At 64.4% G+C, this 14,404-nt stretch carries 15 protein-coding genes and 1 tRNA gene; 8 read left to right on the top strand and 8 right to left on the bottom strand.

Going from position 1 to position 14,404, the window contains the following annotated elements; all coding sequences use genetic code 11:
* Positions 1-41: 41 nt before the first annotated feature.
* A complete protein-coding gene (locus jaqu_RS03570; protein WP_043917565.1) occupies positions 42-482 on the bottom strand; it encodes a ferritin-like domain-containing protein in 441 nt (146 codons plus the stop codon).
* 148 nt (positions 483-630) lie between these two features.
* Between jaqu_RS03570 and jaqu_RS03565 the strand changes: the two genes are divergently transcribed.
* Complete coding sequence (locus jaqu_RS03565; protein WP_316243054.1) at positions 631-1,122, top strand: YciE/YciF ferroxidase family protein; 492 nt, start codon at positions 631-633, stop codon at positions 1,120-1,122.
* A gap of 126 nt (positions 1,123-1,248) precedes the next feature.
* Here jaqu_RS03565 and jaqu_RS20435 read toward each other — a convergent pair whose 3' ends face one another.
* From jaqu_RS20435 to jaqu_RS20430, 3 genes are read right to left on the bottom strand one after another with little or no spacing between them, the layout of a single operon-like run.
* Positions 1,249-2,370, bottom strand: coding sequence for a DUF3618 domain-containing protein (locus tag jaqu_RS20435; protein ID WP_052500754.1), 1,122 nt, complete (start codon positions 2,368-2,370; stop codon positions 1,249-1,251).
* Entirely contained in the window at positions 2,367-2,783 is a 417-nt protein-coding gene (locus tag jaqu_RS03555; protein ID WP_043917563.1) for a phage holin family protein, read from the bottom strand. Before jaqu_RS03555 ends, jaqu_RS20435 begins: the two co-directional genes overlap by 4 nt.
* A gap of 2 nt (positions 2,784-2,785) precedes the next feature.
* Positions 2,786-3,487, bottom strand: coding sequence for a hypothetical protein (locus jaqu_RS20430; RefSeq protein WP_141134297.1), 702 nt, complete (start codon positions 3,485-3,487; stop codon positions 2,786-2,788).
* Between the two features lie 305 nt (positions 3,488-3,792).
* Between jaqu_RS20430 and jaqu_RS03540 the strand changes: the two genes are divergently transcribed.
* From jaqu_RS03540 to jaqu_RS03520, 5 genes are all read left to right on the top strand, one after another.
* On the top strand, positions 3,793-5,022 hold the full coding sequence (locus jaqu_RS03540) for a putative DNA modification/repair radical SAM protein (protein ID WP_043917561.1): 1,230 nt from the start codon (positions 3,793-3,795) through the stop codon (positions 5,020-5,022).
* Positions 5,023-5,082: 60 nt separating this feature from the next.
* Complete coding sequence (locus jaqu_RS03535) at positions 5,083-6,510, top strand: UdgX family uracil-DNA binding protein (RefSeq protein ID WP_043917560.1); 1,428 nt, start codon at positions 5,083-5,085, stop codon at positions 6,508-6,510.
* A gap of 133 nt (positions 6,511-6,643) precedes the next feature.
* Positions 6,644-7,495 (top strand): UTP--glucose-1-phosphate uridylyltransferase, encoded by an 852-nt coding sequence (locus jaqu_RS03530; RefSeq protein ID WP_043917559.1) that lies wholly within the window; start codon positions 6,644-6,646, stop codon positions 7,493-7,495.
* A 25-nt stretch (positions 7,496-7,520) separates the two neighbouring features.
* Complete coding sequence (gene otsB, locus jaqu_RS03525) at positions 7,521-8,303, top strand: trehalose-phosphatase (RefSeq protein ID WP_052500752.1); 783 nt, start codon at positions 7,521-7,523, stop codon at positions 8,301-8,303.
* Positions 8,296-9,717, top strand: coding sequence for an alpha,alpha-trehalose-phosphate synthase (UDP-forming) (locus jaqu_RS03520; RefSeq protein WP_043917558.1), 1,422 nt, complete (start codon positions 8,296-8,298; stop codon positions 9,715-9,717). The genes otsB and jaqu_RS03520 overlap by 8 nt, the downstream gene beginning before the upstream one ends.
* Positions 9,718-10,052: 335 nt before the next feature.
* Here jaqu_RS03520 and jaqu_RS03515 read toward each other — a convergent pair.
* A tRNA-Met gene (locus tag jaqu_RS03515) sits at positions 10,053-10,129 on the bottom strand.
* A gap of 85 nt (positions 10,130-10,214) precedes the next feature.
* On the opposite strand from jaqu_RS03515, the gene jaqu_RS03510 reads away from it, so the two are divergent.
* A complete protein-coding gene (locus jaqu_RS03510; RefSeq protein ID WP_043917557.1) occupies positions 10,215-11,621 on the top strand; it encodes an FAD-binding oxidoreductase in 1,407 nt (468 codons plus the stop codon).
* Here the strand turns inward: jaqu_RS03510 and jaqu_RS03505 are convergent.
* Positions 11,603-12,364: an esterase/lipase family protein gene (locus jaqu_RS03505; RefSeq protein ID WP_043917556.1), complete on the bottom strand. Its 762-nt coding sequence runs from the start codon at positions 12,362-12,364 to the stop codon at positions 11,603-11,605. The genes jaqu_RS03510 and jaqu_RS03505 overlap by 19 nt on opposite strands.
* A gap of 48 nt (positions 12,365-12,412) precedes the next feature.
* On the opposite strand from jaqu_RS03505, the gene jaqu_RS03500 reads away from it, so the two are divergent.
* Positions 12,413-12,859 carry an NUDIX domain-containing protein gene (locus jaqu_RS03500; protein WP_043917555.1) on the top strand — a complete coding sequence of 149 codons (447 nt, stop codon included), beginning with the start codon at positions 12,413-12,415 and terminating at the stop codon, positions 12,857-12,859.
* On the opposite strand, the gene jaqu_RS03495 is transcribed toward jaqu_RS03500, so the two are convergent.
* The gene (locus jaqu_RS03495; RefSeq protein WP_236687768.1) at positions 12,829-13,662 is read right to left on the bottom strand and encodes a DMT family transporter; all 834 of its coding nucleotides are present in this window, start codon (positions 13,660-13,662) and stop codon (positions 12,829-12,831) included. The two genes, jaqu_RS03500 and jaqu_RS03495, sit on opposite strands and share 31 nt — an antisense overlap.
* Positions 13,659-14,390: a DUF2161 domain-containing phosphodiesterase gene (locus jaqu_RS03490; RefSeq protein WP_084629329.1), complete on the bottom strand. Its 732-nt coding sequence runs from the start codon at positions 14,388-14,390 to the stop codon at positions 13,659-13,661. Before jaqu_RS03490 ends, jaqu_RS03495 begins: the two co-directional genes overlap by 4 nt.
* Positions 14,391-14,404 lie beyond the last annotated feature (14 nt).

The following is a 14,404-nucleotide window of genomic DNA, read 5'->3' as shown; positions in this document are numbered from 1 at the left end:
GAGCGCCCGTAGCGGACGCTCCGAAAGGTAGTGGTCCGTCTTCAGGCCGCGAGGTCTTCGCGTGCCTTCAGTTGCTCGATCGCTGCCTTGAGCGACGCATGCTGCTCGACCAGGAACCCATATTCTGGGTCGCTGCCCGCGCCTGCCTCAATCGCGTTGTCGTAGGCGTCCAGCAATGCGCTTTCGCCCCGGACGACCTCCGCCAGGGTGGCGGCGTCGTTCGAGGGCGTCACGGCATCTTTCAGGCCGAGCCAAGTGCGATGTGCCGATGCCAGGATCGAGCCGTCGTCATCAACGTTGTGACCGGCTTTCGTCAGGTAGGCCCGGACCTCGCTGGCATTGCGATCCCGGCGGGCCATGAATTCCTGAAATATCGTCTTAATATGCGCGCTTTCGACGTGATCCAGTGCTTCGCGATAGCCTTCACGGCTGTCAATTAGGCGGGTCAAAAGGTCTTTCAGCGCGTCGATACGATCGGTCATGTAAGTCTTCTCCAGTTTGCAGGTTGGGTAGCTGTTAAACGCGGGTGAAGGGGGGGCGTGTTCCGTCGAAAAGGCGGAAAACGTGGTGGAACGCTGCCTTGTCGATGCGCGTTCCCCTGATCGAGATACCCCAACTAGGAGGATGAAAATGAATACGCTCAAGGACCTCTACATCGATCAGTTGAAGGACCTCTATTCGGCCTGCGATCAGTCGATCGACGTCACCATCAAGCTGGAAGACGCCGCGACGAATGCGGATCTGAAAGAGGCGCTCCACAAGGGCCACAAGGGCACGAGCGCCGGGAAGGACGTCATGGCCGGCATTCTGCGCAAGCACGGTGAGGAGCCCGGCGGAGAGCACTGCCACGGCATGGAAGGCCTCGTGAAGGAGGCTCGGAAGCACGCGCTCGAGGAAGAGTTCGGCGATGCGGACGTGCGGGATGCGATGATCATCACGCAATACCAGCGTATGGCACACTATGCGATCGCCGGTTACGGCTGCGTGAAGGCGTTCGCGGAACGCCTCGGCTTCGAAGAGGATGCCGAATTGCTCGATCGTCACCTTTCGAACACCTACGATGGTGACGAGAAGTTCACCGATCTCGCGAAGGGCGGCATCAACGCGAAGGCGGCTGCGTAAGTCAATTTCGCATCGTGCAGAGGCGGGCTTTCGGGCCCGCCTTTTTTTTCGGCTTATCAAGCCAAAAGAAAAGCGGCGCAGTCATTCAGACCGCGCCGCACTCTATGTCAGGGCGGTGGTGCTGTCTCAGTTCAGCGTCTTTCCGAGGTTCTGCTTTTCCGCTTCGGATTTCGCCGCGTCAGCGACACGCTGTGCCGCAGACCTCACCTCACCCTCGGCCGCTCTGACCGCGTCTTCCCCGGTGGGCGTGTTCTCCCGAGCGTCCTCGTATGCACTCCGCGCGTCGTCGAGCTTTTCGTCAGCGACGGCGCGCGCTTCGTCGACGGCCGCCTCGGCGACGATCTTCAGCTTCTCCATCTCCTCACGGAAAATGCGATCCGCCTCGTCGAAGGCCCGGTCCCGGTAGACCCCGAGATAGGCGTCTTCCGTCCGTGTCCTAGGCAGAGCCGCACCAACCAACGCGCCGATACCGAAGACGAGAAGGCCGCCGAGCAGGGGCTGCTCGTAGAAGGCTCGCCGACCGGAAGCGGCGGCGTTGCCAACCTGGCTCTCAACCCGGCTCTGCGCGACGGCGGCGGCTTCGCGCGCGCGCATCACGCGGAGACGGGCTTGCTCCGACATCTTCTCGGTACCTTCCGCAAGGCGGGCGCGAAGCTCGGCGGACCGGGCGTAACCGCGATCCCGAATGTCGTGATAATCGTAGGTCGGCATGTCATGCGATCCTTTCTGTTCCGCATCCCCCCCTTCTGCAAAAGGAGAATATGCTATGTGTCGGTGAACGGGTTCGATGGGCTCTTTCCGCGTGCCGTCAGCTTCCCTGAGACGCGCGTCGAACCCTGCCTGGTCGTGTGTCGGCGTGCCGAGATCACCCGGCGCGTCGGCATATTCACTATCGTCAAAAGCAGGTTGCGGACGGAGCTCGGCACGGCCCTGACCCGAGATCGCCGGCGTCGTATCGGTGCCGGCAATCCGGTGATCGTTGGGCGCAGGGTCGGCAGGTTTCGCGGACCCGAACAGCAGCCACCCCACCCCTCCGGCGACCATCGCGGCGGCAAGCGGGTTTTCCTTGACCTGGCGGGCAAAACCGTCCGCCAACTCTCCGCTATGTTCCTTGAGATAGCTCGCCGCGTGATCCATCACGCGATCCGGCGCGAACTGGGCTTGCAACTCGTTAAGGGAACGGGTGAGCGCGCTCCGTTCTTCCTCGATTTCCCGCTCGATGTCGTCGGACGTGCGATGCCCGGTCATCGGAACGTCTCCTTTACCGCATCAGCGTCGCGCCGAATGTTCTTTGCGGTCCGATCCGGCGCCAGGCTTGTCAGCTTGAGGTCGTTGACCCCCTTCGCCACCATCGCGAACGCGATGATCGCCAAGCCGCCGCCGACGATGATCGCGGACCAGCCCGGCTCGAGGCCCAGGGCCGAGATCGCCGCGACGAGCGCAGCCGCCAGCACGTTGAGTGCGACCAGAGCGACGACCACCGCGCCGACCAGCAGCCCGATTGCGATCCCCGCGCGCGTGAGGTTCTCATTCACCTCTGCGCGCGCAAGATCGAACTCCTTTCGGACAAGGTTGGAGACGTGGGTCAGGATCTCGCTGACCAGCGAAAGAGGTCCGCGACCTGTCTCGTCCGAGGGGTGTTCGTGAAGACCGTCCTTCATCTTCAATAGCTCCGGCCCGGTCGGACCGATGCGCGGCCGTAAGGCGTATGGGCAAGCCCGGGGCGCGGGGGTTCGATCGGGCGACGTGCCGTGTCATAGGCCGATGCGCCATGATCTTCATCCCGGCTGGTGGCCTTCATCATCCTCGCAACTGCGAACCCCAGAACGGCGGCCGCGCCGAGGAAGAGTGCCGGATTCGCGCGCGCGAACGAGGATACCTCGCCCACCATCCCGCGCACGTCCCGCTCTTCGATGGCACGAGCGGCATCCGAGAGCGTCCCGGCGATGTAGTCGGCGGCATAGGCGGGATAGCTGTCATCCCCGAATTCGTATCCCGCTGCGCGAACCCTGTCGGCGGTCCGGTTCACTTCGCCTGCGGCGCGGGCTTTCGCCTCTTCCGCACGCTGGAATGCCGCAGCCTTGCCGCGTTCGGCGATACTCTCCGCTTCGGCGCGGCCCTGTGCAGCCAGTTCCTCTGCACGCGACATCGCGGCCTGAGACGTGTTCTTGGCGATCTCGGTGGGCGACTGATCGTCCTGCGCGGGCGCCTCGCCCCGCAGAAGCGGATCCGTGGCCGTCGCAGATACGTCGATCCCGGACGTATCGCCGCTGGCGTGAGGCGCCGACGGCGACACATCAGCGGATGGATGCGCCGCCTTGGTCACGCTCTGTTTGTCGGTCTTCGTGGTGCTCGTGTTCGACATGATGTTCACCTGTCTCGTCTTGTCCGCTTGAAAAAAATCCCGGCGAAGGCGACGCTGCGAAACCGAGGCGCGTCACGTGTCCCCGAGGAGTGGCATCAGGCGACGAGGTTGATGACTGCCAAGGCAACAACGACGACGCCGATGATGTAAAAGATGCTGCGCATAGTGTCCTCTCCGGAGATGGCGGTTCTGCTGAACCTATTCGTTTGGGCATAACGCCCACCTCCCCCGTCCGGGTTCCTTTCCCCTATGTCGAATGACGGGTCGATCTTGCGGCCGAGGGTTTCGGAACATAAGAAGAACAAATGGGAAAGATGTCGATTCAGCAGAAGCTTGCGATCCTGTCGGACGCCGCCAAGTACGATGCGTCCTGCGCATCTTCGGGTGGCAGCAAGCGATCGTCGCGCGACGGGTCCGGCTTGGGATCGACCACCGGGTCCGGCATTTGCCATGCCTATACCCCGGACGGACGATGCATCTCGCTTTTGAAAATCCTGATGACCAATGTCTGCGTGTTCGACTGCGCCTACTGCGTCAATCGCAGGTCCTCGAATGTCAGACGGGCGCGCTTCACCGTCGAGGAGGTGGTCTGGCTCACGGAAGAGTTCTATCGCCGGAACTACATCGAGGGGCTTTTTCTGAGTTCGGGGATCATCCGAAGCCCCGACTACACGATGGAACAGCTCGTGCTGATCGTCGAGAAGCTGCGGGCGAACGGGTTCCGTGGTTACGTCCATCTGAAGACGATCCCGGATGCGAGCCCGGACCTGATCGAGCGCGCCGGCCTGGCCGCCGACCGGCTGTCGATCAACATCGAATTGCCCACCGACGCCGGATTGAACGATCTGGCGCCCGAAAAGGATGCCGCTTCGATCCGGAAGGCAATGGGGAACGTGAGGGCGACCAAGGAAGACTATTCCGACAGGACGCACACCGGTCGCCGCCGGGGAAAATTCGCCTCTGCCGGTCAGTCGACGCAGATGATCGTCGGCGCGGATGACGGGACGGACCGTCAGGTTCTGGGCAATGCAAACCGGCTCTACGGCGCCTACGATCTGAAGCGGGTCTACTATTCCGCATTCTCACCGATCCCCGACGCCAGCGCAGTCCTGCCACTGAAGGACCCGCCGCTCATGCGAGAGCATCGCTTGTACCAAGCGGATTGGCTGCTTCGGTTCTACGAGTTCTCTCTCGATGAGATCCTGTCCGATCAGGCCGGGATGCTGGACCTGGATATCGACCCCAAGCTCGCCTGGGCCCTGTCGAACCGAGACCGCTTTCCGGTGGACGTCAACAGCGCACCGAAAGAGGCATTGTTGCGCGTCCCCGGCTTCGGGACACGGATCGTGGACCGGATCCTCAAGGCCCGGCGCAACGGGTCGCTTTCGCTCGAGGATCTGCGCCGCATGGGCGCTCGGCTCAAGAATGCGCGGCCGTTCATCGTGGCGCGCGCCCACAGACCGGGCCCGATGCTGGAGGGAGCCGCGCTTCGCGACCGGTTCGTCAAGCCGCAGCAGATGGAATTGTTCGCGTGACCGGCGGACCCACGTTCGAGTGGATCAGTGGAATGGCCTCGATCGCCCGGCTCGGCTGACATGTTCGCACCGCGCCTTCCCCGTCTCGGAACGTTCGATGCTTGGCGCGACGCAGCCCGGCGGCTGGCGGCCGCGGGCATTCCCCCGTCCGACGTGGAATGGGGGCTCGAAACCGACCCCGCCCCTCTGATCGCGGACCCCTTGCCCGCAGGCGATATGCTTTCAGTCCCGAAAGCGTTCCCTGCCTTGGCCCGCCACCTGATCCCGTATCGGTCGAATGGCGGCATGGCACTGGCCTACACCTTGCTGACGCGGCTGAAGCGCCACCCCCGGCTTCTGTCGGACCCCGCCGACCCGGATGTCGCCCGGGCGAACGAGATCGCAAAGTCCGTCCGCCGCGACATTCACAAGATGCACGCGTTCCTCCGCTTCCGGGAAGTCGAAGGCGACGGCCGGCGGCGGCGGTTTTCGGCGTGGTTCGAACCCGACCACCGGATCGAAGAGAATGTCGGCCGCTTCTTCGCCGACAGGTTCGGAGACATGGATTGGGAGATCGCGACACCCGATGTGAAGATTTCGTTCGAGGCGGGGCGGCTTTCCTACTCGCTTCACGAGGGCGGTAGACCCGCGGAAGGTGACCCGCTCGAAGAACTCTGGACGACCTATTACAAGTCCATCTTCAACCCCGCGCGCCTGAAGCCGAAAGCGATGTCGGCCGAGATGCCCAAGAAATACTGGCGGAACCTTCCCGAGGCCCAGGCGATTCCCGATCTGATAGCCGGCGCGCGGGCGCGCGTGTCCCAGATGGTCACGAACGCACCCCGTCCAGCCCGTGCCCTTACGCCCAGTCAGGAGGCGCAGATGAACAGCCAAACCGACCTATTCGCCGCATCCGGTCTGCCCGAACTCGCCAAAAGCGCGTCGGCCTGCACGCGATGCCCGCTCTACTCGGATGCCACGCAGATCGTTTTCGGCGAAGGGCCTGAGGACGCGCGCGTGATGATCGTTGGAGAGCAGCCCGGCGACAAGGAAGACATCGCAGGCCGCCCGTTCGTGGGCCCCGCCGGCCAGATGTTCGACGAGCAGGCGATCGCCGCGGGTCTGGACCGGTCCGAACTCTACGTCACCAATGCGGTGAAGCACTTCAAATTCGTGCAACGTGGTCGGCGTCGGATCCATCAGAAGCCCGCCGCATCGGAAGTCAGCGCATGTCGCTGGTGGCTGGAGCAGGAATTGACGGCAGTCGATCCGGACCTGTGCGTGGCTCTGGGCGCGACGGCGCTTCATGCGTTGACGGGGAACGGGGCCGGCCTGCTGAAGCGTCGGGGCGGTGTCGAGAAGACCCGCGACGGCCGCCCGGTTCTGATAACGGTGCATCCCTCCTACCTTCTGCGCCTACCGGGCGAAGAGGACCGCGCTCGCGAGACGGAGCGATTCCGGGACGATCTCTCCCGGATTCCCGAACTGCTCAAAGATATGGCAGCTTGACGGCAAGTTGCCGAGGATATGCGGCAAGGCGGCAAGAAGCTGCTTCCGTTAACGTATTTTCATCAAATCGGCTGGGAACTGACACGAATGTGCGCAAGTTTCTTTGCAGTTGCAGCATTCCGAGGAGAGCCAAATGAACCGGTTGGACACTGTCATCTTCCCCGTTGCCGGACTGGGGACTCGGATGCTCCCGGCCACCAAGGTCATGCCGAAGGAATTGCTTCCGGTCTATGATACCCCGCTCCTCCAGTTCGCCGTGGAGGAGGCGATCGCTGCCGGGGCACGGCGCCTCGTGATGGTGTCTCACCCCTCCAAGGACGCGATCCAGAAGTTCTTCGAGCCGGACCCGTCGTTAGAGGCGGAACTAGAGGAGAAGGGGAAGACGGCCCTTCTGGCCAGCGTGCAGGCGACGAACGCCCGTGACGACGTAGAAATCCGCTTCGTAATGCAGCACGAACAGAAGGGGCTGGGACATGCGGTCCTTTGCGCGGCGGACGATGCGCTCGAAGGCCCGGTCGGTGTCATCTTGCCGGACGATCTGATCCTGGGAACGCCTGCCTTGGCCGAGATGACGAAGTCGTTTGATCCCGACCGGATGGGAAGCCTTGTCGCTGCACAGGAAGTCCCGCGTGAAAAGGTATCGAGCTACGGTATATTCGACTGCGACGGCAAGACGCCCTCGATCGACGGCAGGGCGATCGCCGCACGCGGTTTCGTCGAGAAACCTGCCCCGAAGGATGCGCCGTCCCGCCTGGCCGCCGTTGGGCGGTACATCCTGTCCCACAAGGTCTTCGACGTGCTCCGCGATACCGGCTACGGCGCCGGTGGCGAGATCCAGTTGACGGACGCCATCGCGGCGATGGGGAAGATCAATGCTTTCCGGTTTTCGGGAACGCGCTATGATTGTGGTAACAAGGATGGGCTGGTCGACGCCACGCTGGCCGTGCAGAGAGCACGGGTCAACCTGAGGGTCGCCGCCGAATAGCGACCATCAGGGAGGGCACGTGCGGATGCTCTACTACGAACTGACAGGATTCATGACGCCTCCGAAATCTCATGTGAATTCGGGGGCGTTTGATTTGCCGCCACCCGAAGAAACGGCGCTGCTGCTCGATTTCGACGGGACGCTCGTCGAGATAGCCGAGAGACCCATGGAGGTCCGGGTCTCGGATCGGGTCGTGCGCCTCTTGGACAGGGCGCAGGAACGGCTCCAGGGGCGCATTGCACTGATCTCCGGCCGTACGATCGAGGATCTGGAGCATTTCCTTCCGTCGTTCGATGGTCCTCTGGTCGGGATCCACGGGACAGAGTACCGGATCGAGGGCGAGCGAGAGGTCTCTGCCAAGGTCGACGCGGCAATCGTTTCCCGGCTGCATCGGCTGGTCGAGGATTTCGTGGCCCTGCGCCCGGAATTCGTTGCGGAGACCAAGCCTTCCGGTGTGGTCCTTCATTACCGCCAGGCCGAGGACAAGGCCGCTCATGTGATGAAGTTCATGGAGGCGCTCGCCTGTGCTGCTCAGGGCTTCAAGCTTCAGCCGGCCCTAATGGCGTATGAGATCAAACCGGAAGGCGTCGGGAAAGACACTGCCGTCCAGCATCTGATGGAGCTGCCCGCATTCGAAGGCCACAAGCCGATTTACGCCGGCGACGATCTGACGGACGAGGCTGGGATCAAGGCGGCTCAGGCACTGGGTGGGTTGGGCATCAAGATCGGGGACGCAGAGAGCGCCGCACGCCATCGGCTGGCGACGCCGTCCGACCTGATCGACCTGCTGGAGCATTGGCTTGCCTGACACGGACGCAGCAGACGGCCGTCTGATCGTTCTCTCGAATCGTCTGCCCAAAGGCGGAATCCCGGCCGGCGGATTGGTCTTCGCGCTTCACGAAGCGCTGTCCGACGCCGGCGGAATCTGGATCGGCGCCGCAGATCCAGGCACGGACGTCAAATCCGGGCTGACCCGGATCGACGACGGGACACAGCCCTACGAACGCCATACATTCGACCTGACGGAACGAGAGCACGAAGGCTTCTACCTCGGGTACTCGAACGCGGTTCTCTGGCCGCTTTTCCACCATCGGTCGGACCTGCTGCATATCCGCGAGGGCGATTTCGCGTCATATGCGGCGGTCAATGCACGGGTCGCCCGCGCCATTGCCGGGATTGTCGAACCCGACGATGTCATCTGGATCCACGACTATCACTTCCTGATGGTCGCGCACGAGTTGCGCGCGCTTGGCGTGCAGAACCGAATCGGCCTGTTCCTGCACATCCCGTTCCCGTCGCAGAACGAGATCATGGCCCTGCCCCAGGTCGCCCTGCTGCCTGGCTGGATCGCCGCGCACGACCTTTTCGGCGTCCAGACGACGCGGGACGTGGCTGCCGTCAACGAAGTCCTGAAGGTCGACAAGCGGTGTCAGGTGCTGGCAGACGGCACGTGGATCCGGGACAGTCGTCTGTTTCAGGTCAGGTCCTTCCCCATCGGCATCGACGCGGACGGGTTCGCCGAGGCCGCCCGCACAGCCACAATTCCCCGTCTCACGCTGCAGAAACATGCCCCGCTTCTGATCGGGGTGGACCGGCTGGACTACTCCAAGGGCCTTGTCCATCGGATCGAGGCGTTCGGGGCCTATCTCGAACGGCGCGATCCCGGATCCCTGGCGCCGACCTTCCTCCAGATTGCGCCGACGTCGCGCGGGGACGTGGCCGCCTATCAGGAGATCCGCGAAGAGCTGGAACGCGCGGCCGGACATATCAACGGGATTTACGCGGAGCTGGACTGGACCCCGGTCCGCTACGTGAACAGGCATATCGACCGCGACGTGATCGCGGGCCTGTACCGGCGGGCCGACGTGGCGCTGGTCACGCCGCTTGCCGACGGGATGAACCTCGTCGCGAAAGAGTTCGTCGCCGCGCAGGATCCAGAGGATCCGGGCGTCCTGATCCTCTCGCACTTCGCCGGCGCGGTGGAGCAGCTGAGCGCGGCGCTCCTCGTGAACCCGTTCGACCAGAGCAGCTTTGCGGACGCGATCGAACGGGCGCTGACGATGGACCTCGAAGAACGCAAAGAGCGTCATGCGGCCCTCCGGAAGAATGTCTTCGATGAAGACATCGCCTGGTGGACGCAGTGCTTCCTCGACCGGCTGAACGGCGCCCCCAGGTCCTTCGAAGGCGACCTGAAGTCGCTGCGGGACGAGCTTCCGGCCTGAGGTGGGGCGGCAATCAAGCCCTGTGGCTTCCAGAATTTTGAGACGTGATGACGGTGCTGTTGATCACGGAGACTGGCCCCTCAAGCGCCGGTTGGCTGCCCTGTCGAACAGGATCCAAGGCTCCGTCGGCAGCGGGTCTCAAGCCTGCCACCGACACCAGCGCAATGGGTCACCATGTCGGACGCATAAAAGGCTGGGATGCCCGCAAATCGCACGCTGAAACGTGGGCGGGACCGGGGGAAGCTCCGCCTTCGAAAATTCTCACGCGATCTGTAATCACACTGCCGCTCTGTCCTGTTGCAGAGCAGGTGATCGACTTCTCGAAGAAAGGTGTTTGGTGGCGGTACAGGGACTCGAACCCCGGACACAAGGATTATGATTCCTCTGCTCTAACCAACTGAGCTATACCGCCACACCGGCGGCGAGATACGGGGCCGCCCTGCCCCCGTCAAGAGGCCGCCTTCCGCCCGCAGACCGCTCATGCCAGAAGGCGCCTCATGACCGACCATCCTGCTCTCGACGACCTGCGCTCTCTGCTCGGCGCGGACCATGTCCTCATCGGCGCGGACACCCAGCGCTTCGAAAAGGACTGGACGGGGAAATGGCGCGCGCAACCGCTCGCCGTCGTCCGCCCTGCGACGACGCGGGAGGTATCGGAATGCGTACAGCTTGCCGCGCGCCACTGTCTCGCCGTCGTCCCCGTCGGGGGGAATACCGGCCTCGTCGGCGGAACGGCGAATGTCGGTGCGCTGATGATCTCGCTGGAGCGGATGAACCGGATCCGCGAGATCCGCCCTGCCGCCCGGCTCGCGATCGTCGAGGCGGGCGTGATCCTGTCCGATCTTCACGCCGCGGCGGATGACCAAGACCTGGTTTTCCCCCTGACCTTCGGGGCGCGCGGCTCGGCGCAGATCGGCGGGGTCCTGTCCACGAATGCGGGCGGCTCGAACGTCGTCCGCTACGGCTCCACACGAGGTCTGTGTCTCGGGCTGGAAGTGGTTCTCGCGGACGGGCGCGTCCTCGATCTCATGAGCGAATTGCACAAGGACAATTCCGGCTTCGATCTACGGGATCTCTTCATCGGGGCCGAAGGAACGCTGGGTCTGATCACCGCGGCAATCCTCCGGCTCTCGCCCAAACCGAAGCATCACGCGACCGCGCTGCTGGCGGTCGCCGGCGTGCCTGCCGCCCTCGACCTCCTGAACCGGCTGCAACTGGCATCCGAAGGGGCGGTCGAAGCATTCGAGTACATGCCGCGCAGCTATATGGAAGCGTTGGCCGAGCATCGGCCCGACCTCAAACAACCGCTCGGGATCCACGACCATACCGTGATGCTGGAACTCGGGGGCCTGTCACGGAACCCGACGCCGCAGGTCGAGGACATCCTCTCGGGCGCAATCGAGCGTGGCGAAGTTCTGGACGCGACGGTCGCGCAGTCGGAGACGCAGCGGAAGATGGTCTGGGAGATGCGCGAAGCCGCTGCCGAGATCACCTTCACCCGCCTTCCCATCGTTGACAACGACATCTGCCTTCCGGTGGACCGCGTCGCCGACTTCATCGCCGAGATGGAGGCCAGGCTGACGCATCTGGATGAAGGGGCGGGCAACCTGATCGTCGCTCATCTGGGCGATGGGAACGTTCATCTGACGCTCTATCCGACATCGGACGATCCGGACCATCTCGATCGCCTGCGAGAGATGGTCGAGGACGTGACCGTCGGTCTCGGCGGGTCGATCAGCGCGGAACACGGCATCGGGCTGTCGAAGCTGGCGACGATGCGTCGGCGCAAGGACCCCATCGCCCTCGACGTGATGCGCGCGATCAAGAACGCGCTCGATCCCGACAATCGCATGAACCCCGGAAAGGTCGTGCCGCCAGAACGGGATCAATCCGCGAGCAACTGATCCACCGCCTGCCCCATATTGTCGGGGAGCAGCGTCTCGACGGCATCCGTCATGTCCAGGTCGACGTCGAACTCACCGTGTTCAAGAAAGTGCAGCGTTTCTGCGATCACGAGCGGCGAATTCATCATGAACGTGTGCGTCACCGGCAAGATGATGTGATCCGCCATGCCTTCCACGCGGGTGGACTCGACCGTCACCTTGCCGTCGTCCGGCCCGGTCAGGATCGTCGAATAGATCGCAGACAGGGACCGGTTCCCGGCAATCACGCCCACGCCCGGCCAGACCGGTCCCAACTCGGACGGCAGGCCGTCGGTGCCGAGTTGCCCCCCCGCCGGGCCGTTGATCCAGTCGAATGGCGGGATCTCTTCCAGGGTGTCGACGAGTTCCGATCCCTGATTGGGGGGCGCCAGCATCACCGTGCGGCCTGTCGGCATCTCGTTCGCATCCGCCCAGGCCCGGACGATGATACCGCCCATGGAATGGGTAACGAAGTGGATACGTCCCGTCCCCTCACACCCCCGCAACGCCGGCGGTATGATCGAGACCGAGAGCGTCCGGATATCCGCACTCGTCGAGTCGTAGTCCACGTTGACCACGCGATATCCCTCGGCCACCAGCGCGGTTTCCATCAGCAGGAACGAATAGTCGCTCCGCGCGAGGCCGTGTAGCAGGATGACGCACTCATCCTGCCGGGCCGCGGCAGGCGGCGCCAGAAGGGCAAGAAGAAGCAGGAGTGCGCGCATGGGGTGGATCTAGCCATGCACCGCCTGCCGCGCTAGGGGCCGCGAGCCATGCCGATCCGCCTCGCCACCCGCGCCATCCTGATGCACCGCGACCGTCTTCTGATGGTCAATGCCTATCCGGCCCATCGCGGCAGCGACCTGTGGTGCGCACCGGGCGGCGGCGCGGAGCGGCATCAGAGCATGCCGGACAACCTCGCCCGGGAAGTCCAAGAAGAGACGGGACTGACGATCGCTGTGGGCGAGCCGTGCCTGTTGAACGAGTTTCACGACCCGGATCGCGGGTTTCATCAGGTCGAGGTCTTCTTCCGCTGCCGCCTGATCGACGGTGCGCTTTCGGAGGATTGGACGGACCCCGAAGCGGTGGTCACGGACCGGCAGTGGTTCAGCCGCGGCGAGATGGATCTGATCCGGTTCCGTCCGTCGGCGCTGCCATCCGTGGCCTGGCAGGACCCGGGTGCACCGGCTTACGATCCCTTGGAGCGGATCGTCCCCTGAAGTGTCGCCAGCGCGATGCCGACCAAGGTCAGGCAGCCGGCGGCCAGAGCGCGCGCCGATGGCAGTTCCGCCAGGATGAGGGCGCCGAGGATCATCGCGATCACCGGCACCGAGAGCTGCGCGACCCCGGCTGCGGCAAGGCCAAGACGCGGCAGGACACGGTAGAGGATCGCATAGCCGATCCCTGAGGTGATCGCCCCCGAGATCGAGGCGAGCACCGCGCCACGGACGGTGATCGGCGCGTCCCACCATAGCGGCAGCGCAAGCGCGAAGCCCGCCGCCGCCAGAAGGAAGCTGCCCGCATTCGCGCCAAGGGGGTCGGTGGCGTACTTCCCGGCATAGCTGTAGGCCGCCCAGCCCAGACCCGCCGCGATCATGAGGGCTCCGTCGAGCAGGGCGAAATCGACGCGGTCCCCCGGCCAGAGAAGCCAGACCATGCCCACGAGCGCCAGCGCCATGCCCGCCCCGCGCCTAACCGACATCGTCTCTCCCTTGGCCAGGCCCGCGCCTAGCAAAGCCAATTGGACCGTCGCGAAGAGGATGAGCGCCCCGAGCCCGGCGTCGAGGGTCCGATAGGCAAGGCTGAAGCCGACGAGATAAACCGCGAGCGCGACGGCAGGTCCGAGGCGCCCCTTGAGCGGGACCCGGCCGCGCACCAGAAGCGCCAGCATCGCCGCTCCGGCGGCGACGCGGATCGCCGCAAAGGCGAGCGGATCGGTCCCGGCCAGAACGCCCGCCCGCGTCAGCAGCGAATTGCCCGCCATCATCGTCATCGCGAGGCAGGCGAGGGCCACGTATCTCACGGATCGCTCCGGTCGCTGGTGATCAGGATGCCCTCGGTGCCATCGGCCTCCGGGAGAGGCGCTTGCACCGGAGTGCCGCCCGCCCCGGCGCAGACGCGGCCGAGATCCGTCAGCCCGTAGATCCCCCGCTCGACCTTCCGGAACCAGCCGTAATGATTGTCGCGCATCATCGCGGTCGCGCGCGGCACGCCCGTGGCCCGCGCCACATCCGCCCCTCGGCATGCCCCCGCCACGGCCAGGTGGCTCGCCAGCAAAAGGCAATCCTGCCGATAGGCGGTGACGACGGCACCCGCGCTGCCGCCCGGAGAGGGATCGCCCCGGCGCGCGGCGAATTCTTTTAGGAGCCGTTCCCTCGGTCGCGCCAGCAGGCGTGGCCGGAACGGTCCGGGGTCCAGACGCGGCGTGATGGTGCCCCGCGGCGTCACGGTCAGAACGCCAAGCCCCAGCCTGCGCGCGATCTTCAGGTTCGCCTTCAGGGCGCCGGAGGCCCTGCGACCACGCCCTTCGGGGACCGCGAGATAGACATGGGGCGTCGCATCCTGCCGCGCGATGCCTTGTTGAAATAACGTCAGCGACCACCCGGATTTCAGTTCCACGACGACGGGCGGCTCGTCTCCACGCAATCCGACGACGTCGGCGCCCGCGATCTCTCCCTTGACCTCGTAGCCTTGCGCTTCGAGGAATGCCTTCACGGGGGCATAAAGCTCGGTCTCGGGCGGGCGTGACAATCGGCGGGTCCGTT

It is taken from the genome of Jannaschia aquimarina (genome assembly GCF_000877395.1).
Lineage (GTDB): Bacteria > Pseudomonadota > Alphaproteobacteria > Rhodobacterales > Rhodobacteraceae > Jannaschia > Jannaschia aquimarina.
This window is presented reverse-complemented; position numbering and strand designations above follow the sequence as displayed.

Excerpts from the sequence above, each read along its gene's own strand:
- jaqu_RS03565 (WP_316243054.1), top strand. The coding sequence starts at position 631 with ATGAATACGCTCAAGGACCTCTACATCGATCAGTTGAAGGACCTCTAT.
- jaqu_RS20435 (WP_052500754.1), bottom strand. The coding sequence starts at position 2,370 with ATGACCGGGCATCGCACGTCCGACGACATCGAGCGGGAAATCGAGGAA.
- otsB (WP_052500752.1), top strand. The coding sequence starts at position 7,521 with ATGCTCTACTACGAACTGACAGGATTCATGACGCCTCCGAAATCTCAT.
- jaqu_RS03570 (WP_043917565.1), bottom strand. The coding sequence starts at position 482 with ATGACCGATCGTATCGACGCGCTGAAAGACCTTTTGACCCGCCTAATT.
- jaqu_RS03535 (WP_043917560.1), top strand. The coding sequence starts at position 5,083 with ATGTTCGCACCGCGCCTTCCCCGTCTCGGAACGTTCGATGCTTGGCGC.
- jaqu_RS03510 (WP_043917557.1), top strand. The coding sequence starts at position 10,215 with ATGACCGACCATCCTGCTCTCGACGACCTGCGCTCTCTGCTCGGCGCG.
- jaqu_RS03505 (WP_043917556.1), bottom strand. The coding sequence starts at position 12,364 with ATGCGCGCACTCCTGCTTCTTCTTGCCCTTCTGGCGCCGCCTGCCGCG.
- jaqu_RS20430 (WP_141134297.1), bottom strand. The coding sequence starts at position 3,487 with ATGTCGAACACGAGCACCACGAAGACCGACAAACAGAGCGTGACCAAG.
- jaqu_RS03555 (WP_043917563.1), bottom strand. The coding sequence starts at position 2,783 with ATGAAGGACGGTCTTCACGAACACCCCTCGGACGAGACAGGTCGCGGA.
- jaqu_RS03540 (WP_043917561.1), top strand. The coding sequence starts at position 3,793 with ATGGGAAAGATGTCGATTCAGCAGAAGCTTGCGATCCTGTCGGACGCC.
- jaqu_RS03530 (WP_043917559.1), top strand. The coding sequence starts at position 6,644 with ATGAACCGGTTGGACACTGTCATCTTCCCCGTTGCCGGACTGGGGACT.
- jaqu_RS03500 (WP_043917555.1), top strand. The coding sequence starts at position 12,413 with ATGCCGATCCGCCTCGCCACCCGCGCCATCCTGATGCACCGCGACCGT.